14 protein-coding genes and 1 pseudogene are annotated in these 20,186 nt (G+C 73.7%); 7 read left to right on the forward strand and 8 right to left on the reverse strand.

The window, feature by feature from the left end; translation table 11 throughout:
• Positions 1-184 (reverse strand): annotated as a pseudogene (locus DMH12_RS39475) (pentapeptide repeat-containing protein); the annotation flags it as partial.
• Entirely contained in the window at positions 109-720 is a 612-nt protein-coding gene (locus DMH12_RS26955) for a pentapeptide repeat-containing protein (protein WP_260474357.1), read from the reverse strand. The pseudogene DMH12_RS39475 and the gene DMH12_RS26955, both read right to left, overlap by 76 nt.
• Before the next feature lie 152 nt (positions 721-872).
• On the opposite strand from DMH12_RS26955, the gene DMH12_RS26960 reads away from it, so the two are divergent.
• From DMH12_RS26960 to DMH12_RS26975, 4 genes are all read left to right on the forward strand, one after another.
• Entirely contained in the window at positions 873-2,039 is a 1,167-nt protein-coding gene (locus tag DMH12_RS26960) for an NAD(P)-binding protein (protein WP_125494048.1), read from the forward strand.
• Positions 2,040-2,108: 69 nt separating this feature from the next.
• A complete protein-coding gene (locus tag DMH12_RS26965; protein ID WP_125494049.1) occupies positions 2,109-3,089 on the forward strand; it encodes a zinc-binding dehydrogenase in 981 nt (326 codons plus the stop codon).
• 63 nt (positions 3,090-3,152) lie between these two features.
• Complete coding sequence (locus DMH12_RS26970) at positions 3,153-4,655, forward strand: MFS transporter (protein ID WP_125494050.1); 1,503 nt, start codon at positions 3,153-3,155, stop codon at positions 4,653-4,655.
• A gap of 77 nt (positions 4,656-4,732) precedes the next feature.
• On the forward strand, positions 4,733-5,614 hold the full coding sequence (locus tag DMH12_RS26975; protein WP_125494051.1) for an aminoglycoside phosphotransferase family protein: 882 nt from the start codon (positions 4,733-4,735) through the stop codon (positions 5,612-5,614).
• A 17-nt stretch (positions 5,615-5,631) separates the two neighbouring features.
• On the opposite strand, the gene DMH12_RS26980 is transcribed toward DMH12_RS26975, so the two are convergent.
• A complete protein-coding gene (locus DMH12_RS26980) occupies positions 5,632-8,973 on the reverse strand; it encodes an AAA family ATPase (protein ID WP_125494052.1) in 3,342 nt (1,113 codons plus the stop codon).
• 354 nt (positions 8,974-9,327) lie between these two features.
• Between DMH12_RS26980 and DMH12_RS26990 the strand changes: the two genes are divergently transcribed.
• The 3 genes from DMH12_RS26990 (at position 9,328) to DMH12_RS27000 (ending at position 12,939) form a co-directional block, all read left to right on the forward strand.
• Positions 9,328-10,014: a LuxR C-terminal-related transcriptional regulator gene (locus tag DMH12_RS26990; protein WP_202558208.1), complete on the forward strand. Its 687-nt coding sequence runs from the start codon at positions 9,328-9,330 to the stop codon at positions 10,012-10,014.
• A 169-nt stretch (positions 10,015-10,183) separates the two neighbouring features.
• Complete coding sequence (locus tag DMH12_RS26995; RefSeq protein ID WP_125494053.1) at positions 10,184-10,897, forward strand: DUF4255 domain-containing protein; 714 nt, start codon at positions 10,184-10,186, stop codon at positions 10,895-10,897.
• A complete protein-coding gene (locus tag DMH12_RS27000) occupies positions 10,894-12,939 on the forward strand; it encodes an ATP-binding protein (RefSeq protein ID WP_125494054.1) in 2,046 nt (681 codons plus the stop codon). The genes DMH12_RS26995 and DMH12_RS27000 overlap by 4 nt, the downstream gene beginning before the upstream one ends.
• 18 nt (positions 12,940-12,957) lie before the next feature.
• Here the strand turns inward: DMH12_RS27000 and DMH12_RS27005 are convergent, their stop codons facing one another.
• The 5 genes from DMH12_RS27005 to DMH12_RS27025 form a co-directional block, all read right to left on the reverse strand.
• The gene (locus DMH12_RS27005; RefSeq protein WP_125494055.1) at positions 12,958-14,415 is read right to left on the reverse strand and encodes an RICIN domain-containing protein; all 1,458 of its coding nucleotides are present in this window, start codon (positions 14,413-14,415) and stop codon (positions 12,958-12,960) included.
• Between the two features lie 99 nt (positions 14,416-14,514).
• Entirely contained in the window at positions 14,515-15,945 is a 1,431-nt protein-coding gene (locus DMH12_RS27010; RefSeq protein WP_125494056.1) for a ricin-type beta-trefoil lectin domain protein, read from the reverse strand.
• Positions 15,946-16,019: 74 nt separating this feature from the next.
• Complete coding sequence (locus tag DMH12_RS27015; protein WP_125494057.1) at positions 16,020-17,441, reverse strand: hydrolase; 1,422 nt, start codon at positions 17,439-17,441, stop codon at positions 16,020-16,022.
• A gap of 90 nt (positions 17,442-17,531) precedes the next feature.
• Positions 17,532-18,176 carry a DUF4157 domain-containing protein gene (locus DMH12_RS27020; RefSeq protein ID WP_125494058.1) on the reverse strand — a complete coding sequence of 215 codons (645 nt, stop codon included), beginning with the start codon at positions 18,174-18,176 and terminating at the stop codon, positions 17,532-17,534.
• 112 nt (positions 18,177-18,288) lie between these two features.
• Positions 18,289-19,941 (reverse strand): hypothetical protein, encoded by a 1,653-nt coding sequence (locus DMH12_RS27025; protein ID WP_125494059.1) that lies wholly within the window; start codon positions 19,939-19,941, stop codon positions 18,289-18,291.
• Positions 19,942-20,186 lie beyond the last annotated feature (245 nt).

The following is a 20,186-nucleotide window of genomic DNA, read 5'->3' on the forward strand; positions in this document are numbered from 1 at the left end:
CCAGGCGGGCGCCGCCGAAGCCCGGTTCGACCAGGACGCAGCCCTCGAAGACGACGTCCTTGAGCCGGGACCGGCGCAGGTTCAGGTAGTCGATCTTGCCGCCGCGGATCAGGACCCGTTCCAGTACGGCGCCGTGCAGCTGGGTGCCGCCGAGGCGGGCCGCCCGCAGCTCGACGTCCCGCAGGGCGTGTCTTGTGTACAACACTGACGCCGCCGAAGAGCTACTCTGTGCAGCTCCAGGCGGGCGCCGCCGAAGTCCGGTTCGACCAGGACGCAGCTCTCGAAGACGACGTCCTTGAGCCGGGACCGGCGCAGGTTCAGGTAGTCGATCTTGCCGCCGCGGATCAGGACCCGTTCCAGTACGGCGCCGTGCAGCTGGGTGCCGCCGAGGCGGGCGTCGCGCAGCTCGACGTCGCGCAGGGTGGCCTCCGCCAGGTTCGTGCCCACGCCGCGGACGCCGGTGAGGACCGAGTCGAGCAGCCGGGCCCGCGGCAGCGACGCCTCGTCCAGCGCGCACCCCGTCAGCGCGCAGTCCATGAAGCGGGCGCCCGCGCCGTCCTGTCCGGTGAGGTCCGTCTCCGCGAAGTCCAGCGCGTCGTAGTCCCCGTCCGGCTCCAGTCCCCCGTCCCCGAACGGCACCAGCGGCGGCAGCCGCAGCTCCGGGCGCCGCGCCGCCCGCACCGTCGTACCCCGCCCGTCCGCCGCCGCTCTCCTCGCCATGACCCCATGCTGCACTCCGCCACTGACAACCGGCGGCGACCTGCGCGAACGCGTCCGCTCCGGCGCGATGTCACATCCGGCACCCTCCCTGACGTCGTAGTGGCAGACAGGTCACGCACCAGGCGACCCCGACCCGAGGGAGACCCCGAGCCATGCATCGCATCACCGTCGTCGGCGGCGGCCTCGCCGGACTGACCGCGGCCATCACCGCCGCCGAGGCGGGCGCCAAGGTCACCGTCCACGAGGCCCACCACACGCTCGGCGGCCGCGCCCGGACCGCCGAGGGCCCCTACCGGACCAACGAGGGCCCGCACGCCCTCTACAACGGCGGCCCGCACTGGTCGTGGCTGCGGCAGCGCGACCTGATCGGTCCGCTCGCGCCCCTCCCGCCGCTGGAGGCGGCCCGGCTGCGGCTGCGGCACAAGGGCGCGCTGCGCCGCACCCCGCCCTTCGCCATGCTCAAGCTGCTGCGCCGGGGCCTGGGTCCGGCGTCCGTCGACACCGACTTCCTGACCTGGGCGACCGGTGTCGCGGGCGAGGAGGGGGCGCGGGCCGCCGCCCACTACTGCGCCGTCGCCCTGTTCCACCACGATCCCGGGTCGCTGTCGGCGGCCTTCGTGCAGGAGCGGCTGCGCCGGGCCGCCAAGCTGCCGCCCGAGGCGCACTACCCGCGCGGCGGCTGGGCCGGGGTCGTCGACCGGATGGCCGCCCTGGCCTGGAACCTCGGCGTCCGGGTCGAGACGCTCTCCCGTGTCGACGCCCTCCCCACCGACGCCCCGGTCGTCGTCGCCACCTCGCTGGACGCGGCCCGCCGGCTGCTGGGCGACCCCGCGCTGACCTGGCCGAGCGGGCGCACCGTCCTCGTCGACCTGGCCCTGCGGACCCGGCGCGGCGACGCGTTCGCGGTCTCCGACCTGGACGCGCCGGGCTGGATCGAGCGGTTCACCGCGCAGGACCGCACCCTGGCCCCGGCGGGCGAGCAGCTGATCCAGGGGCAGATCCCCGTCGCACCGGGGGAGTCGAAGGCCGACGGGACCGCCCGTGCCGAGGAGCTGCTGGATCTCGGGATGCCCGGCTGGCGCGAGCGGGTCACCTGGCGGCGAGAGGCGGTCGCGAACGGCCGTACCGGCGCCGTCGACCCGCCCGGCACCACGTGGCGGGACCGGCCCGCCGTCGACCGGGGCGACGGGGTGTATCTCGCCGGGGACCAGGTGGCCGCGCCGGGTCTGCTCTCCGAGGTCTCCTTCAACAGCGCGCTCACCGCGGTCTCCCTCGCCCTCGGCCGGGGCCGCAGGGAACTTGACCTCAAGCATGCTTGAGGTCGTTGAGTGGAGTCCGTACCGGCCGGCACAGGCCCGTACGGACCACTCTTCCGTTGGGGGACCCACATGCACGCCATCCGTCTGCACGCCTTCGGTCCGGCGGAGAACCTCGTCCTGGAGGAGGTCGAGGATCCCCGGCCCGGCCCGGGCCAGGTCCGGATCGCCGTCCGCGCGGCGGGCGTCCACCTCCTGGACACCGCCCTGCGCGAGGGCGCCCGGGGGCCGCTGCCCGCACCGGCCGAACTGCCCACCGTCCCCGGCCGCGAGGTCGCGGGCGTCGTCGAGTCCGTCGGGGAGGGCGTCCCGGCGGACCGGCTCGGCAGGCGCGTCGTCGTCCACCTCGGCTTCGCTCCCGGGGGCTACGCCGAACTCGCCGTCGCCGACCTCGCGCGCCTGCACGAGATCCCGGAGAACCTGGACTTCGCCGAGGCCGTCGCCATGATCGGCACGGGCCGTACGGCGATGGGGATCGTCCAGTTCGCCGACCTCGGCCCCGGCGCCGTGGCCGTGATCCCGGCCGCCGCCGGGGGCCTCGGCACCCTGCTGACGCAGTACGCGAAGAACGCCGGCGCCACCGTGATCGGACTCGCCGGAGGCCCCGGGAAGACCGCCCGCGTCGCCGCGAACGGCGCCGACCTCGCCGTCGACTACAAGGACCCCCGGTGGCCGGAGAAGGTCCGCGCCCACCTCGGCGGGCGCCCGGCGACGGTCGTCCTCGACGGTGTGGGCGGCGACGTGGCCCGCGAGGCCGTCGCGCTGCTCGGGCCGGGCGGCCGGCACGTGGTCTTCGGCTGGTCGGCCTCGGGGCCGCGCGACGGCACGCCCTACCTGGTCGACGGCGTCTCCCAGCAGGTGCTCGGGCCGGTGATGCTGGAGCGGGCAGGCGGCGCCGATCCCCTCCGCACCCTCGAACTGCGCGCGCTCGGCGAGGCCGCCGCGGGCCGCCTCGTCCCGGCGGTGCACCCCTTCCCGCTCGCCGCTGCCGCCGCCGCGCACCGTGCGCTGGAGAACCGCGGCACGACCGGCAAGGTGGTCCTGGTGCCGTGACCGACCGTCACGACCGGACACGGACGGCATGCGACATGCCCGGATCCATGGTCTTCTGGCCAGATGAGTGGCACCTGGTCAGGTGAGCCGGCCGCGCCCACGGATGCCGACCCCCGCCGCTGGTGGGGGCTGGTGGTGATCGCCCTGGCCCAGCTGATGGTCGTACTGGACGCGACCATCGTGAACATCGCGCTGCCGTCCGCGCAGCGCGACCTGGGCATGTCCGACGGCAACCGCCAGTGGGTGATCACCGCCTACACCCTCGCCTTCGGCGGCCTGCTGCTGCTCGGCGGCCGGGTCGCCGACCTGGTGGGACGGAAACGGACCTTCGTCATCGGGCTGATCGGCTTCGCCGCCGCCTCGGCGCTCGGCGGTGCCGCGACCACCCCGGCGATGCTCTTCGGCGCCCGCGCCCTCCAGGGCGTGTTCGCCGCCCTGCTCGCGCCGTCCGCGCTCTCCCTGCTGAGCACCACGTTCAGCGACCCGCGGGAACGGGCGAGGGCCTTCGGCATCTACGGCACGCTGGCCGCGAGCGGCGCCGCCGCGGGGTTCATCGTCGGCGGCGTGCTCACGGAGTACCTGAACTGGCGCTGGTGCCTGTACGTCAACATCCCCTTCGCCGTCGCCGCCGTCATCGGCGCCTACACCCTGCTGCGCGACCGTCCCGGCCACGGCGGCGCCCGCCTCGACGTCCCCGGCGTGCTCCTCGGCTGCGGCGGCCTGGTCGCCCTCGTCTACGGCTTCGGCGAGGCGCAGCCCCGGGGCTGGAGCGACCCGCTGGTGCTGGCCCTGTTCGCCGCGTCCGTCGTCCTGCTGGCCGCCTTCGTGTGGTGGCAGACCCGCGCTCCGATGCCGCTGCTGCCCCTGCACATCATCCGCGACCGCAACCGGGCCGGCTGCATGGTGACGATGATGCTGGCCGTCATCGGCATGTTCGGGATGTTCCTCTTCATGACCTACTACCTCCAGGTCGTCCTCGCCTACTCCCCCCTGATGACCGGCCTGGCCTTCCTGCCGATGACCGCCTCGATCCTCACGGGCTCCACCCAGATCTCCGCCCGGCTGCTGCCGCGCGTGGGCCCGCGCATGCTGATGGTGCCGGGCATGCTCCTCGCCTCCGGCGGCATGGTGATCCTGACGCAGATGACCGTGGACTCCGCCTACGCGTCCGAGATCCTGCCCGCGCTGATCCTGATGGGGCTCGGCATGGGCCTGACCTTCATGCCGGTCTTCTCCACCGCCACCGCCGGGGTGGCTCCGCGGGACTCCGGCGTGACCTCGGCGACCGTCAACACCTCGCAGCAGATCGGCGGTTCGATCGGCACCGCGCTGCTCAACACCATCGCGACCGGCACCAGCGCGTCCTACATCGCCTCCCACCTCGCCGACCCGACAGGGCGGGCACAGGTCGTCCGGGAGGGCATCGTCCACGGCTACACGGTCGCCATCTGGGTGGCCGCCGGCATCATGCTGCTGGCCGCACTGGTCGCGGGCGTGATGGTGACGGCCAAGGCCCCGAGACACGACGCCCCGGCCGACGAACCGGTGCCGGAGCCGGTGGCCTGAGAGGCGGTCCTCCGTCCCCGCCGGGGCCCCCGATATCCACGTGACCCCGGCACCGCGCCCAGGTAGCGTCGTCGCCCGTGATCGACGTTCCGGACGGACTCGCGGCCTCGCAGGCGAAGTACAACGGAGAGGCGGGGCGCGCCTTCATCGACGGACTGCCGGAGCTGGCCGCCTCCTTCCTGCGGCGGTGGGAACTGCGGCTGGACGGGCCCTCGATGCACGGCTGGGCGGCGCTGGTGCTGCCGGTCGTACGCCGCGACGGCGTCCCGGCCGTGCTGAAGCTCCAGATCCTCGACAAGGAGACCGAGGGCGAGCCCCTCGCGCTGCGGGCGTGGGACGGGGACGGAGCGGTCCGCCTGCTCGACCACGACCCGGCCACCGGCACGATGCTCCTGGAGCGGCTGGACGCGGGCCGCATGCTCAGCCACGTCGAGGACTCCCGCGCGGCCGTCCTCGTCATCGCCCGGCTCCTCGCCCACCTCACCGCGACCCCCGCGCCGCCCGGCATGCGCCGCCTCGGGGACATCGCGCGGGCCATGCTGGAGCGGACGCCCGGCACCCTGGCCGCCATCCCGGACCCGGCGGACCGGAGGCTGGTCGCCGACTGTGCCGCCGCCCTGCGCGAGGTCGCCGACGAGCCCGGCGACCGGCTGCTCCACTGGGACCTGCACTTCGAGAACGTCCTCGCCTCCGCACGCGCCCCCTGGCTGGCCATCGACCCCAAGCCGCTGGCCGGTGACCCCGGGTTCGACCTGCTGCCCGCCCTGGACAACCGCTACGACCCGGCCGAGACGCGGTGGCGCTTCGACGCGATGACCGACGTCCTCGGCCTCGACCGGCAACGGGCCCGCGCCTGGTCCCTCGCCCGCGTCCTGCAGAACTCCCTGTGGAACGTCGAGGACGGCGACCCGCTGGAGGCCGAACAGCTGGAGATCGGGCGGTTGCTGCGGGACCTGTGAACCGTCGGGGCCGGTCCTCAGCCCTGCGCCCGGGGCCGGTCGCGTCCGCGCTCCCGGTCCAGCGCGGCGGGCAGCTCGGTCCTGCGCCGTATCCGCAGCTTGCGGTAGGTGCTGGTCAGATGGGTCTCGACGGTGCGCCGGGCCAGGTGCAGCAGCTCGGCGATCTCGGTGTTCGTGCGGCCGTCGGCGGCCAGTTCGGCGATCCGGCGCTCACTGCCGGTCAGCGACCCGGCGCCGGTGTGGGAGGCCACGGAGCCCCGGGCGCCGCCCTCGCGCAGGGCCTGCCCGGCCAGGGTGAGCCAGCGCAGGGCGCCCTTGCGCTCGGCGAGTTCGGCCGCCTCGCGCAGCCGGGCGCGGGCGCGTCCGCGTTCACCGGCCGCGATCAGCTGGCGGCCCTGGGCGAGGAGGGCCGGCATCAGCTCCATGTCGGTGTCGGCGGGCGCGTCCCGCAGGGTCCGTACGGCCTCCTCGGCCAGCTCCAGACCGCGGCGCCCGCCGGTCGCGGTGCCCAGCACGCTCAGCGCGCGGCCCACGGTGCGCGGGGTGTTCCACACCCGGGCGAGCCGCAGTTCCTCCGTCGCCAGGGCCAGCGCCTCCGGGCCGCCGCCCAGGGCCAGCCGGCACTCCGCGACCGCCGTCCGCCACGGGGTGACGACCGGGCTGACCACCTCGCGGGCCGACTGGCGCCGCCCGCACTCCAGGAAGTCGTGCAGCGCGCCCGCCGGGTCCCCGGTGGCGGCGCGCAGCAGGCCCCGTGCGTAGAGGTAGCGGTTCAGCTCCCAGTTCTCGGGCACCTCGCGCAGGTCGAAGCGGTCGGCGTAGCGCAGTGCCTCGTCGATGCGGCCGGTGTGGACGAGGGCCATCAGGGCGTGTGCGTCCCGGTTGGTGGGGCCGTTGGCGCGTCCGGGGTCGGTGGCGAGCAGCCGGGCCAGGTCGCCGCGGGCGGCGGCGATGTCGGCGCGGGTGTTGAGGATCGCGTGCTGCATCGGGTGCAGCAGGGCGGGGTGCTGTCCGGCCAGGCCGCGTTCCACCAGCCGGTCCGCCTCGTCGAGTTCGTCGGCCCACTGGGCGACCGCGGCGGCGGTGCCCAGCAGGAAGGGCTCGGCGAGCGGGTCGGTGGGCTGAGCGAGCAGGTCACGCACCCGGGCCATGGCCTCCTCGGCGGAGATCAGCGCGGCCGTCGCCGCGTACCGGACCAGCAGGGCCTGTCCGGCGGTGCCCACCAGTTCCGGGGAGTGCCGGCCGGTCTCGGACAGCCAGCGGTACACCTCCTGCCGGGTCGCCAGGTCCTCGTCGGACAGCATCGCGGTGGCGGTCTGCACGGTGCGGGCCAGGCCGGGGTGGCCGGAGAGCCGGCCCTCCGTGCGGCGCAGCACCTCCATGGCGGTGCGGATCTCGCCGCGGCCGGCCAGGGCGGTGCCGAGGGCGACCGCGGTACGCACCCGGTTGCGGGGCTCGGCCGGCAGGTGCTGGGCCTCGGCGAGGCGGGCGATCGCGGCGGGGGTGTCGGCGGACGCGTACTCGAGGGAGCCCAGTTCGGTCAGCAGCCGCTGGCGGAGGTCGTCGGTCAACCGCTCGTCCAGGGCCCGGCGCAGGTAGGCGACGGCGTCGTCCGGGCGGCCGTCGTGCACGGCGACCGTCACGGCGTCCCGCAGCACCCGCAGCGCCCAGGGCAGGCCGACGACCGGGGTGCGCAGCAGGTGCCGGGCGACCGCCTCGACCCGGTCGCCCCGGCGCAGCATGGCCTCCGCAGCCGCCCGGTGCACGGCCTCGCGGCGGGGGCGGGGCCAGCCGGTGAGCACGGCGTCGCGCAGCAGCGGGTGGGCGAAGCGGGGGCGGCCGCCCGCGTCGTTGCGCAGCAGACCGAGCCGCGTCATGGCGGCGAGCCAGCCGGCGACCCGCGCGGGGTCGGCCCCGGCGGCCTCGGCGAGCACGTCGACGGGGTCCCCGGCGCCGGCCGCGCCCGCGGGCCCCTCCGGGGGAGTGGGCGCACGCCAGCGGCCGGGCGTGCGGTGCCGAGGGTGAGCGGACGGATCGTCAGGGCCGTAGCAGGAGGCGGGCGTGTCCCCCGGGAACGCTTCGTACTCCTCGTGGAGTGCGTACGACGGGCCGCCCTCCCTCCCCGGCACGTCGCGGCCGGGACGCGCGTACGTTCCGCGCGCCGGGTGCCCGACGACCGGGCCGCCCTGCGCGGGCACCGTCGTCTCCCCGTACGGCCCCCGTCCGGCACGGCCGGCGCCGCCGGACCCGGGCCCGAATCCGCCGGGCCAGGCGTCGGTGTGCGGACCGGGGTTGGTGGTGAGGGGGGCCGGATCCGTGATGAGGGGGTCGAGGGCCAGGGAGGGTCCCGGGTCCGCGCAGGCCGCTCGCCGGGTCTCGGTCCGGGCGTACCGCACGGGCTGCGGGTACGGGCCGCCGTCCCCGTCCTCGGCGGGCCTGTCGTGCTCCGGCTCGGCGTGCCCCGCGGGGGTCGGTGGGGCCGGCTGATGGAGGGCATGGCGAAGCTCGGCCCGGCGCGGTGGGCGGCCCGGGGGCCAGGCCTGTTCCAGGGCCGCGAGGCTGCGGGCGACGTCGGCCGTCGCGGGGCCCGCGCTCTTCAGCCACCAGGAGACGGCCGCCGGGTAGGACCCGGGGTACAGCTCCGCGGACGTCTCGGGCACCCGCGGCAGCCCCTCGGGGTGCCGGGTGCCGCCCAGGTCGTCCAGCAGGGCGTGCAGCAGCAACGGGCTGCCCGCGCCGGCCCGTACGCAGTCCGCCGTCCACCGTGCCGAGGCGCCGGGGAAGGCGGCGCGGACCAGCCCGGCCGCCGCCGCGTCACTGAGCGGGGCGAGGGTGTGGGTGCGCACGAGGGAGGGCGACAGCGCCTGGGTGAGTCCGGCGGGCCGCGGTTCGATGTCGTACTGGCTGCGCTCGGTGGCGACCAGCAGGAGCGGTAATCGGTCGACGTGCCGGCCCGCCTCCGCCAGCCAGCGCCTCGAGGGCTCGTCGGCGAGGTGGACGTCGTCCACGGCGACCAGCAGAGGGCCCTCCGCCACGTAGGAACGCAGCACCCGCCACAGCCGGGCCGCGCTGCCCCGGTCGTCGTCCCCGGGCGCCACGTCGGTGAACTCGGGCACCGGGCCGAGGAGATGGAGAACGGCGGAGAAGGGCACCGCGGTGTCCTCGGGCGAGCACCGCACGCGCAGCACCCGCAGACCGCGGTCGGCGGCGTGCCGGGCGGCGGTCTCCAGGACGGCGGTGCGGCCGGTGCCGCTCGCACCACGCAGCAGGACGAGTCGGCCGGTGCCGGCCCGCGCGCGCTCGATCTCGGCCGCGAGCAGCGCGTGGGCGTCGTCCCGTTCGCGCAGCGGTCCGGTCATCGGTGCCTCCTGTGGTGGATGGTGCTCCCCCGGTGTGTGAGACGTCTGAACGGGCTGATGGGTGGCATGAACTCGCCGATGTCGCCGCGCCGCGTCCCCGGACCCGGCGGTGGCTGTGTCGGGGCTCACGGCGGTCCGCGGCCACCCCCACGGGCCCACGCGCCCTTGCGTGCACCCTTGTGACCTGCTGAAACGTCGTGATGTCGGTGGTTCGTGGTGCTGGTCGCGCTGGTCTCGTGGTGTGCCTCGTGGTGCTCCACGATTGCGAAGTCCCACTTGTCACAGAAGTGTGGAACACGCTCATCCGCTACCGGCCTGCGCCGCGTAACGGGCTCGTGAACAGGGGGGAAACGGTTGCTCAACTCACCCCGGACCACCATCACCACGACCACCCGCGGCTCCGGCGGAGCCGTCGGGGTCACCGACCGGCGCGTGCCGGTGGCGGTGACCGCGCCGGATCCGATCAGCCGTGAGGGCGCGGTCAGCCAGCTGCGGCGGCATCCGGAGATCGACCTGCGCGAGGACTCGGGGCCCGGCACGGTGGCCCTGCTCATCGAGGACACGCTGGACGAGGCGGCGCTCACCCGGCTGCGCCGGATCGTGCGCAGCGAGGGCGCGCGTGCCGTGCTCGTGGTCGGCGCGATCCGCGAGAGCGAACTGCTCGACGTCGTCGAGTGCGGCGTCGGCGCCATCGTCTGGCGGCACGAGGCCACCGCGCACCGGCTGGTGCAGGCGGTGCTGGCCGCGGCGCGCGGCGACGGAGACCTGCCCGCGGACCTGCTCGGCCGGCTCATCAGCCAGGTGGGCACGCTGCACCGGGGCGCGGCGGGCCGCCCCGGCGCCCCCTCGCTGGGCCTCGCACCCCGTGAGGTGGACGTCCTGCGTCTGGTCGCCGAGGGTCTCGACACCGGAGAGATCGCAGGCAAGTTGTCCTACTCCGAACGGACCGTCAAGAACGTCATGCACGGACTCACGACACGACTGCACCTGCGCAACCGCGCGCACGCCGTGGCCTATGCCCTCCGGGAAGGCTACATCTGATCGAACGGGCAATCGAGAGCGGCCTTTCGGGGCCGCGGGGGCAGAACGCCCTGCCCCGCCGTCGTCCCCGGCGCGCCTGCGGGCGGGACGGCGGCGGGGACACGATCGGTGCGGGACGGCTGCGGCAGGGCCGGCCGGACTCAGGTACGGGCAGGGCGGGAGTGCTGGCGTGATCCACGAGGTGGACGAGGTCCTCAAGGGCCTCATCAAGAGTGGGGCGTTGGCCGGCTCGGGCATCGACGTGGCCTTCGAGGCGCCCACCCGTGACTGGGCGGCCCGGCGCAACGGCCCCGTGGTCAACGCGTACCTGTACGACATCCGGGAGGACACGGCCCGGCGCCAGAGCGGGAAGATGCCCGTCCACGACGACCGGAACATCGTGGTGCGGCGCCGCCGCCCGCCGCGCTGGTTCAAGCTGTCGTACCTGGTGACGGCCTGGACGAAGACCCCGCAGGACGAACACCGGCTGCTCTCCGCCGTACTGGCGACCCTGCTGCCGCGCGAACTCCTGGCGCCCGGTGAACTCCCCCCGTCCCTGGCGGCGCTCGACCTGTCGGTACCGCTGACGGTGGCCGGCGTGCAGACCGAGTCCCGCTCCCTCGCCGAGATCTGGTCCGCCCTGGGCGGCGAACTGAAGCCGTCCCTCGACCTGGTGGTGACCGTGCCGTTCCCGGCGTTCCCCGAGTACGACGCCGGGCCCCCGGTCACCGAGGGCGCGACGGTCCTGGTCGGCGGCATCGACGGCGACCCGCCGATGTCCACCGGGCGCTCCCACCGGCCGCACCAGGTGGCCGCGGCCCGCGCCGCCCGCAAGGAGGCGCTGGAACGCAAGGGCGCTCTGGACCGCGAGGACCCGGCGGACACCCGTACGGGCAGGCGATGAACGTCCCGCACACCGACGCCCCGGAGACCGCCCGTACCGGCTCCGCGACCGATCCGTACGACCACCCCGCCGGGGTGCTGACCCTCCGCCTGGCCGCGCTGCGGGACCGGGTGACCGCGCTGGTCGAGCACCGCGCCGCCACCGACCCGACGGCCGACGACCCGCTGCGCGGCCTCTACCTGTCGGACGAGGCCGTCCACCACCTGCTGCGCACCTGGCCGGCCGGCGAGGATCCCGGGACCGCCGAGCCGGTCGCCGTGGGCGGTCCGACGGGCCCCGGGGACCGGCTGGCGTGGCTGGCCGGACGCACCGGGCTGACCGAACTGGACAGCGCGGTCCTGCTCATCACCCTGGCACCCGACGTCGACCGCACCTTCGAGCCGCTCTACGGCTACCTCAACAACGACGTGAGCCGCCGCCGCGCCACCGTGAGCCTCGCCCTCGAACTGTGCGGGGTGCCCGCGCACCTGCCCGCGGCCCGGGCCCGGTTCCACGCCTCGGCACCACTGCGCGCCCTGGGCCTGCTGGAGGTGGAGGAGCCCGAGCGGCCCTTCCTCACCCGGTCGCTGCGGGCACCCGACCGCCTGATCGGCCACCTGCTGGGCGACGACACCCCCGACGCCGCGCTGCTCGGTCTGGAGCTGCCGATGCCGCGGCCGCTGCCCTCGACGGCCGCCGGCGGCGACGACTTCGTGGGCCGCCTCACCGCCCGGCTGCACGACGGCCCGCTCACCGCCTACCTGCGCGAACCGCGCGAGGGCGACGGCCTGGCCGCCCTGGCCTCGGTGCTGGCGGCCGCGAAGACCGACGCGCTGCGCTGCTCCTCGCCCGAGAACCACGTCCCCGAGCTGCTGCGCGAGGCCCGCCTCAGCGGCCGCGCGATCGTGGTGTCGGGCCTGCCCGAGAAGCCGGGGCCGCTGGTGCGGGAGCTGACCGCGGCGACGGACGTCACCGTGCTGATGACCGACCCGCGCCCCTACGACCCGCAGTGGTCCCCGGCCGACCCGCTGGTCCTGGACGCCCCGGGCCGCCGGGCCGGGGGCGCCGCCGCCTGGCGGGCCGCGCTGGGCGCCGACGCCGACGGGTTCGACCTGGCCACCGCCGTCGCCCCGTACCGGCTCGGCGGCGACCGCATCCAGCGGGCCGCGCTCACCGCCCGCTCCCTCGCCGCCTTCGACGGCACCGCGCTCACCGCCGAGCACGTCCGGCTCGCCGCCCGTCGGCAGTCCGCCTCCGGCCTGGAGAGCCATGCCCGGCGGATCCGGCCCGACGTGGACTGGACCGACCTGGTCCTGCCCGACAAGCCCCTCACCCAGCTGCGCGAACTCGCCCTGCGCGCCCGCCACCGCGACCAGGTCCTCGGGGAATGGCGGCTCAGCGCGGGCGGCGGACGCGGCCGGGGCGTGCTCGGCCTGTTCGCCGGCGAGTCCGGCACCGGCAAGACCCTGTCGGCGGAGGTGGTCGCGGCCGACCTGGGCCTCGACCTCTACGTGGTCCAGCTGTCGTCGGTCGTGGACAAGTACGTCGGCGAGACCGAGAAGAACCTCGAACGGATCTTCACGGAGGCCGACCGCACCGACGCCGTACTGCTCTTCGACGAGGCCGACGCCGTCTTCGGCAAGCGCTCCGAGGTCAAGGACGCGCACGACAAGTACGCCAACATGGAGAGCGCCTACCTGCTCCAGCGGCTGGAGTCCTTCGACGGCATCGCCCTGCTCACCACCAACCTGCGCGCCAACATCGACGAGGCGTTCACCCGGCGCCTGGACCTGGTGGTCGACTTCCCGTTCCCGGACGTCGACCAGCGCCTCGCGCTGTGGCGGCACGGCCTCTCCCACGTCCCGTCCGCCGACGGCATCGACCCGGCGGACCTCGCCCGGGACTTCGAGCTGGCGGGCGGTTCGATCCGCAGCGCGGTGGTCACCGCCGCCTATCTCGCCGCCGGACGCGGGGGAACGGTGACGGCGGACGACCTCCTGGAGGGCGCCCGCCGTGAGTACCGCAAGGCCGGCCGGCTGGTCCCGGGGGAAGGCGACTGGTGATCCCGCCTGCCCGGTCCGTCACTTCTCCGTCAGCTTGATGATCTTCCACTCCTGGTCGTCGCTGTTGCTGCAGTGGTAGAGCGTCAGCTTCTCCCACGCCTCACCGGTGCTGAAGCCGCTCACGTCCAGGCACTTGTTGTTGCTGGCGAAGTTGCGGATCCAGTAGTCACCGCTCTCCTGCTTGTCGGCCCACCAGAGCTGGTTGTCGGCCGTCGTTCCGTCGCAGGTGAACTCGGTGATGTCCGTGGTGACGGGCGCGGCACCGTAGCCCGCCAGGTCCATGCAGAGCCGGTCCTTGACGTTCACGATCTGGAAGAGCGGCGCCCCGTTGGGTCCGCCCTTCGCGTACTTCACTTCAAGGTCCCAGATCTGGTTGTCGCCGACCTCGTTGCAGTCCGACTGCTGGACCCGGCCGTTGAGCTCGCCCTTCTCGCGGCCCGGGAGCTCGGCGCACATCTTGGTGGTGGCGTTGCGCAGCATGACGTTCTTCGCGGGCACCAGCGGCTTCACCGTCGGCTTCTTGGGCTTCTCGGGCGCCTTGGACTCGCCACCGCCCTTGTCGCCGTCGCCCTTGCCCCCGCCGTCGTCCTTCGGCTCCTGGGTGACCGGTTGCTGCGGCGGCGGCTGCTCGGCGACCGCGGGTGACTCGGCCTGGCTGGGCAGGGTTTCCGGGGACGCGCTGGGGCTGGGGGCGAGAGCGGCGCCGGCCTGCTCCGTCTGCTCGGTCGCGCTCGTACGGACCTGCGGCTTGTACGCGATCCAGATCATCACGAACGCGATCGCGAGGGCCAGGAAGATACCGAAGAACGTGGCCAGCCAGCGCGGCAGGAACCCACGCTGCACATACGTGCCCTCGACATCCGTCGGATCCGTCCCCGACCGCTTCACCGACAGCGTGTAGGGACGCTCCTCCTTCGAACCGAACCAGATGATCTCCCGCGGCTTCAGCGTCGTCTCCACGAACGCCGCACGCCCCGGCTCGATCTGCACATTCCCCGGACGGATCTCGTACGACAGATGATCCCCGTTGTCGCTCCCCGCGACCGACGCCGTCACCTTCGTATTACCCAGATTGTCGACCGCCAGCCGCGGCCGCCCCCGGAACCGCCCCTTCACCGTCGGCGGCACCAACTCCGCACGCACCTCGGTGAACGCCGTGATCGTCAGATTCCCCTCAGGAACCGTCACCGCATCCGGATGCTCCGTCGGCGTGATCCGCACCGCATACGGATTCGGCCCCGCCACCGCATCCGACGTCCGCGGCGGAGCAAACGTCAACTCCACCGTCCCCGTCGTCCCCGGATACAGACGCAACGTCTGCGGCTCCACCGTCGTCCACGGCGACACGTCCCCGACCGGCTCGAACCGGTACTCGTCCACCACATCACCGGTATTACGCACCCGCAGGCGCACACGCGTACTGCTGCCGGGGTCCACAGTCGCGGACGCGGGCTCCAGCGAAGTCCACAGGCTCACGTGGCGAGGCTAGAGGCGATCTCACGGGGCGTCAGCGGACCTCGGGGCAGGAGTGCGTGCCCCGAGGTACCTGACGAGACGGCTTCCCGGCCCTCGCCGTCAGTCCTTGTTGGGGTGGACGATCTTCCACTCCTGGTCGTCGGTGTTGGTGCAGTCGGCGATGTTCAGCGGGGTCTCGGTGCCGCCGCGCTGGCCCTTCACGTTCAGGCACTTGCCGTTGCTGGCGAAGTTGCGGATCCAGTAGTCACCGCTCTTCTGCTTCTGGATGTACCAGAGCTGGTTGTCCGCCGTCGTGCCGTCGCAGTGGAACTCACCGATGCCGGTTCCGACGGGACGGCCGTCGTACTCGCCCAGGTCCATGCAGAGCTTGTCGGTGACGTTGCGGATCTGGAAGAGCGGGACCCCTCCGGGGCCGCCCTTCTCGTACTTCACCTCGAGGTTCCAGTACTGGTTGTCGCCCTCTTCGTGGCAGTTGGCCTGCTGGACGATCCCGTTGATCTGGCCCTTCTCCCGCCCGGGGATGTCGGCGCACATCTTGGTGGTGGCGTTCCACAGCATCACGTTCATGGCGGGCACGACGGGCTTCGGCTTCGGGGGCTGCTTGGACTCGCCGCCTCCCCCGCCGGCGCCGCCACCGCCGCCGCCGTCGTCGTTCTCGTCCTTCTCGGAGACCTGCGGCTCGGGCTCCGCGGCGGGCGATTCGGCCTGGCTGGGCAGGGTCTCGGGGGTGGCGCTGGGGCTGGGGGCGAGGGCGGCGCCGGCCTGCTCCGTCTGCTCGGTCGCACTCGTACGGACCTGCGGCTTGTACGCGATCCAGATCATCACGAACGCGATCGCGAGGGCCAGGAAGATTCCGAAGAACGTGGCCAGCCAGCGCGGCAGGAACCCACGCTGGACGTACGTGCCCTCGACATCCGTCGGATCCGTTCCGGACCGCTTGACGGACAGCGTGTAGGGACGCTCCTCCTTGGAGCCGAACCAGATGATCTCCCGCGGCTTCAGCGTCGTCTCCACGAACGCCGCACGCCCCGGCTCGATCTGCACATTCCCCGGACGGATCTCGTACGACAGATGATCCCCGTTGTCGCTCCCCGCGACCGACGCCGTCACCTTCGTATTGCCCAGATTGTCGACCGCCAGCCGCGGCCGACCCCGGAAACGCCCCTTCACCGTCGGCGGCACCAACTCCGCACGCACCTCGGTGAACGCCGTGATCGTCAGATTCCCCTCAGGAACCGTCACCGCATCCGGATGCTCCGTCGGCGTGATCCGCACCGCATACGGATTCGGCCCCGCCACCGCATCCGACGTCCGCGGCGGAGCGAACGTCAGCTCCACCGTCCCCGTCGTCCCCGGATACAGACGCAACGTCTGCGGCTCCACCGTCGTCCACGGCGACACGTCCCCGACCGGCTCGAACCGGTACTCGTCCACCACATCACCGGTATTGCGCACCCGCAGGCGCACACGCGTACTGCTGCCGGGATCGACGGTGGCGGACGCGGGCTCGAGGGAAGTCCATAGGCTCACGCCGCGACGCTACGCGCCATCCGACAAGGCGTCAGGAGTCGCAAGGGCAAACCGGTTTGCCCTTGCCGACGACGTCACACGGTGATCCGGACCGCCTCCAGCTGGTGCCGCTGATCCATCGGGCTGCCGAAGTACCGCCAGTTCCCGTCCTCGGTGCAGCCCTGCTTCTGCCAGCCCACGTCCTTGACGTGGGTGTTCGGGCAGACGATGCCCTCCGTCGTCTTGAGGGTGAAGCCCTCCAGCGACGACACCGCCTCCTTGGTGCTCCCGAGGTACATGTCGACGCCGTCGCCGGCGCTCGCCCACTTGTCCCCGGTCAGCCAGCCCTCGACGACGTGGGCCCCGTTGCCGGAGACGCCCTTCGTGCCGGACACGGCGATGTTGAGGGCCTTGATCGGCAGGTTCTTGCCGACGGTGCCGGCCTCGGCGCCGTCGCACACCGGTTGCTGCCAGCCCTTGTCCGCCACGTAGGCGCGGTAGCAGATGTGCCGGCCCTCGCTGCGTTCGGCCAGCTCCTTCACCGCCGTGGCTGCGGTACGCACCGGCGGCTTGGCCTTCTTCGTCGGCTCCTTGGACGGCTCGCCACCGCCCCCGCCGCCACCGCCGCCGCCGTCCTTCGAGTCCGGCTGGGCGGACTGCGCCGCGGGCGACTCCGCGGGTGCCGGGGGAGCCGCGCTGGGCAGGGTCTCGGGGGTGGCGCTGGGGCTGGGGGCGAGAGCGGCGCCGGCCTGCTCCGTCTGCTCGGTCGCACTCGTACGGACCTGCGGCTTGTACGCGATCCAGATCATCACGAACGCGATCGCCAGCGCCAGGAAGATACCGAAGAACGTGGCCAGCCAGCGCGGCAGGAACCCACGCTGCACATACGTGCCCTCGACATCCGTCGGATCCGTCCCCGACCGCTTGACGGACAGCGTGTAGGGACGCTCCTCCTTGGAGCCGAACCAGATGATCTCCCGCGGCTTCAGCGTCGTCTCCACGAACGCCGCACGCCCCGGCTCGATCTGCACATTCCCCGGACGGATCTCGTACGACAGATGATCCCCGTTGTCGCTCCCCGCGACCGACGCCGTCACCTTCGTATTACCCAGATTGTCGACCGCCAGCCGCGGCCGCCCCCGGAACCGCCCCTTCACCGTCGGCGGCACCAACTCCGCACGCACCTCGGTGAACGCCGTGATCGTCAGATTCCCCTCAGGAACCGTCACCGCATCCGGATGCTCCGTCGGCGTGATCCGCACCGCATACGGATTCGGCCCCGCCACCGCATCCGACGTCCGCGGCGGAGCAAACGTCAACTCCACCGTCCCCGTCGTCCCCGGATACAGACGCAACGTCTGCGGCTCCACCGTCGTCCACGGCGACACGTCCCCGACCGGCTCGAACCGGTACTCGTCCACCACATCACCGGTATTACGCACCCGCAGGCGCACACGCGTACTGCTGCCGGGGTCCACAGTCGCGGACGCGGGCTCCAGCGAAGTCCACAGGCTCACGGCGTAAACGTACGAATTGGCCGGCGGGCTGTCAGGGGCCTTCAGGGCAGGGCACGCTGCCCGGACGGGCCGACCGGCGAGGGATGGGAACTAGTCCCTTTCCTCGGCGGACCGCTGGGCGACGACGGACGGAGCGACGTCGACGCCGGACTCGAAGGCCGCGCTGTCGGCCACCGCCGCGACCTCGGAGCCCTGCCCGGGATCCGTGTGGGAGGGGCCGGCGCCGTTGTTGACTCCCGTTTCCTTGATGCCCTTGCTGTTCTTGTCGAGGTGGCTGGCCTCGTGGGCGAGGATCCCCTCGTTGCCGATGGCGGACGGGCCGAGGTACACGTCCATGCCGATCGTCATGGCCTCGGCGCCCATGGCCGCCGTCGCACGCTGAGCGATCGGGTCGCTGTGAACCCGACCCTCGGCGATCTTCGGGTTCTGGTAGAACGACGTCGCCTTGGCGAGGAACGCCCCGGGGAGCGACGAGGAGGGCGTCTTTTGGGCGGCGGCCAAGAGCTGGCTCTGCCCCTCCGGGCTCCTGTCCTCGATCCCGTCGTGACCGCAGCCGGCGCCGTGCTGATGCTGCTCCTCGTCGAAGCGGCGCTGGACGACACTGCTCACCGCCGCGTTCCCGGCCTGGTTCTGGAGGGTCAGCATCCGGTCGGCCGTGGTGCCGAGCGGGGAGGCGCGGCGGACCGGGCTCTTCTCACCGGTCCGCTGGTCGGCCTGGTTCTCGTGTGCGCGCACAACGCTCCCTCGGCAGATGGTGGCTCGGCACAGGACGGGACTCTCGCAGGTCTACCCGGACCGGCCGCCCGGCGCAACGGCCGTGAGGGCAGGCTTGAGGGCAGGCGGCCGGTCAGGCCGAGGAGAGCTGATTGGTGATCTCCTTCTCCCAGGCCCCCTGCTGCGCCGGGTCGTTGAGCGAGGCCGTCCACTCCTCCTCCGACTGGTGGTGCCGGTCCGGGCCCGCCTTGAGGACCACGAGCAGGGCGCGCGCCGACTGGCGAATCTCCTCCGGAACGTCCCTGCCCACCCGGACGTCCGGCCCGGCCGCGAGCGCGTAGAGCTTCTGCGCCATGTGGTGGCGCTCGCCCTGCTTGACGGACTTCGTCACCTTGAAGAACTCCGCGACGGCGTCGCGCCGTCGGACGCCCTGGGCGCCCGCCGCCCCGGCACCCTCCGTCCGCTCCGCCTCGTTCTCGTCCTGCGCCGGCGTGGGCCGGGCCCACCGGTCGGGATGCCGGGCCTCGACGTAGCGGTTGGAGCCCGCCCTGGCCCCCTTGTAGAGGGCGTTGCCGAGCAGGAAGGCCGCGGCCACACCGGCCACGGCGGGTGCCGCCGGACCGCTGACCGCCCCGGCGGCGGCCGCGATCGCCAGGCCGCCGGCGGCGGTCCGCACCGAGTTGCCGCCCAGGTTGGCGACGCGCTTGGCCAGCTTGGTGTGCTGCTTGTGGCGGGCGTACTGGCGCAGCCCGACGATCTCGGCCTGCAGCCGGCCGTTGAGGCGGGCGACCTCGGCCGCGAAGTCCGCGATCTCCGTTTCGGTCCCCTGCGCCTGCTGGGCCGTCGCCTCGCCCAGCCGCGCCTGCGCCCGGCCCAACTGGTCGAGCACGTCCTGGAGCATCTCCGCCGCCCTCGGCGCCGCGTCCGGGGCCTCCAGGTCGAGGGCCTTGAGCCGGTCCTTCTTCTGGTACGTCTTCCAGACCGCGGGGATCTCCCGGAGCACCGCGATCATGGAGAAGGCCACGGTGGCACCGCCGGTCAGCTCTCCGAGGGCGGTCACCCCGTTCAGGTTGCCGGAGTTCTTCACCGCGGCGTTGGCCATGCTGCTGAGGTCACCGACGACCATGCTGCCGCTCGACGCCACGCCGAGCGGCTTACCCCTCATGTCCTTCCTGGCCTTGTGGGAGGCCGGACCGGTGTCGTGGCGGCTCTTGCGCGCGGTGTTCAGGGTGCGCAGGTCGTTGATCACCCCCAGGGCGTCGGTGACGAAGTTGATGCCGCTGCCGACCTGTCCCATGACCGCGGTGGTCTGCATCTCGCCGGTGTCCGACGTGGCCTTCGCCTGTGTCCGCACGCCCGCTTCGGTCGGCGCGTTGACGCGGGTGGCCATCGTGTCCGGCGTGTCGAGGACCTTCTTGGACTTGTCGGCCTTGGCCTCGGTGCCGAGGAGCTGGTCGACCTTCTCGTTGACCTGTCCGAGCTTCGCCCGGATGGCGGCCAGGCGCTGCCGCAGCCCGCGTCGGCGCTGCTCCACCCCCTCCTGGCTCCGCTGCTCCTCGGCCGCCTCCCGCTCCTCCTCCACCGCGGCCCGTTCCTCTTCGGCGACGACCTGCGCCTCTTCGGCCACCGGCGCCTCTTCGGCCACGACCTGCTCGGCGGGGGCCACCACCGGCTCCGTCTCGGCCACCACCGGCTCCGGCGGGGCCGGTTCCACCTCCGTCACCGCCCCCTGCCGACGGCGCGACGCCTCCTCCGCCTGCCCGTGCACCGCCGCGACCGCGTTCATCCTCGCCGCCGTCCGCCGGCGCCGCTCGGCCCCCCCCCCCCCCCCCCCGCCACCCGCCGCACCCCCCCCCCCCCCCCCGCGGCCCCCCCCCCCCCCCCTTCCCCCCCCCCCCCCCCCCGCGGCCCCCGCCCGCCGCCCGCCCCCGGCCCCCGGCCCCCCGCCGGGGCCGCCTCCGCCCCCCCCTGCCGGTGCGCCTCCGTCCCTTCCCCCCGCCGACGGCCCTCGGCCGCCGCCTCCGCCGCCAC

The sequence above is a fragment of the Streptomyces sp. WAC 04229 genome (assembly GCF_003947455.1).
In the GTDB taxonomy this organism is placed as follows: Bacteria; Actinomycetota; Actinomycetes; order Streptomycetales; family Streptomycetaceae; genus Streptomyces.

Bases quoted from the DNA above. Each gene is read 5' to 3' on its own strand.
- DMH12_RS26955 (WP_260474357.1), bottom strand. From the start codon at position 720: ATGGCGAGGAGAGCGGCGGCGGACGGGCGGGGTACGACGGTGCGGGCG.
- DMH12_RS26960 (WP_125494048.1), top strand. From the start codon at position 873: ATGCATCGCATCACCGTCGTCGGCGGCGGCCTCGCCGGACTGACCGCG.
- DMH12_RS26965 (WP_125494049.1), top strand. From the start codon at position 2,109: ATGCACGCCATCCGTCTGCACGCCTTCGGTCCGGCGGAGAACCTCGTC.
- DMH12_RS26970 (WP_125494050.1), top strand. From the start codon at position 3,153: ATGAGTGGCACCTGGTCAGGTGAGCCGGCCGCGCCCACGGATGCCGAC.
- DMH12_RS26980 (WP_125494052.1), bottom strand. From the start codon at position 8,973: ATGACCGGACCGCTGCGCGAACGGGACGACGCCCACGCGCTGCTCGCG.
- DMH12_RS27000 (WP_125494054.1), top strand. From the start codon at position 10,894: ATGAACGTCCCGCACACCGACGCCCCGGAGACCGCCCGTACCGGCTCC.
- DMH12_RS27025 (WP_125494059.1), bottom strand. From the start codon at position 19,941: ATGAACGCGGTCGCGGCGGTGCACGGGCAGGCGGAGGAGGCGTCGCGC.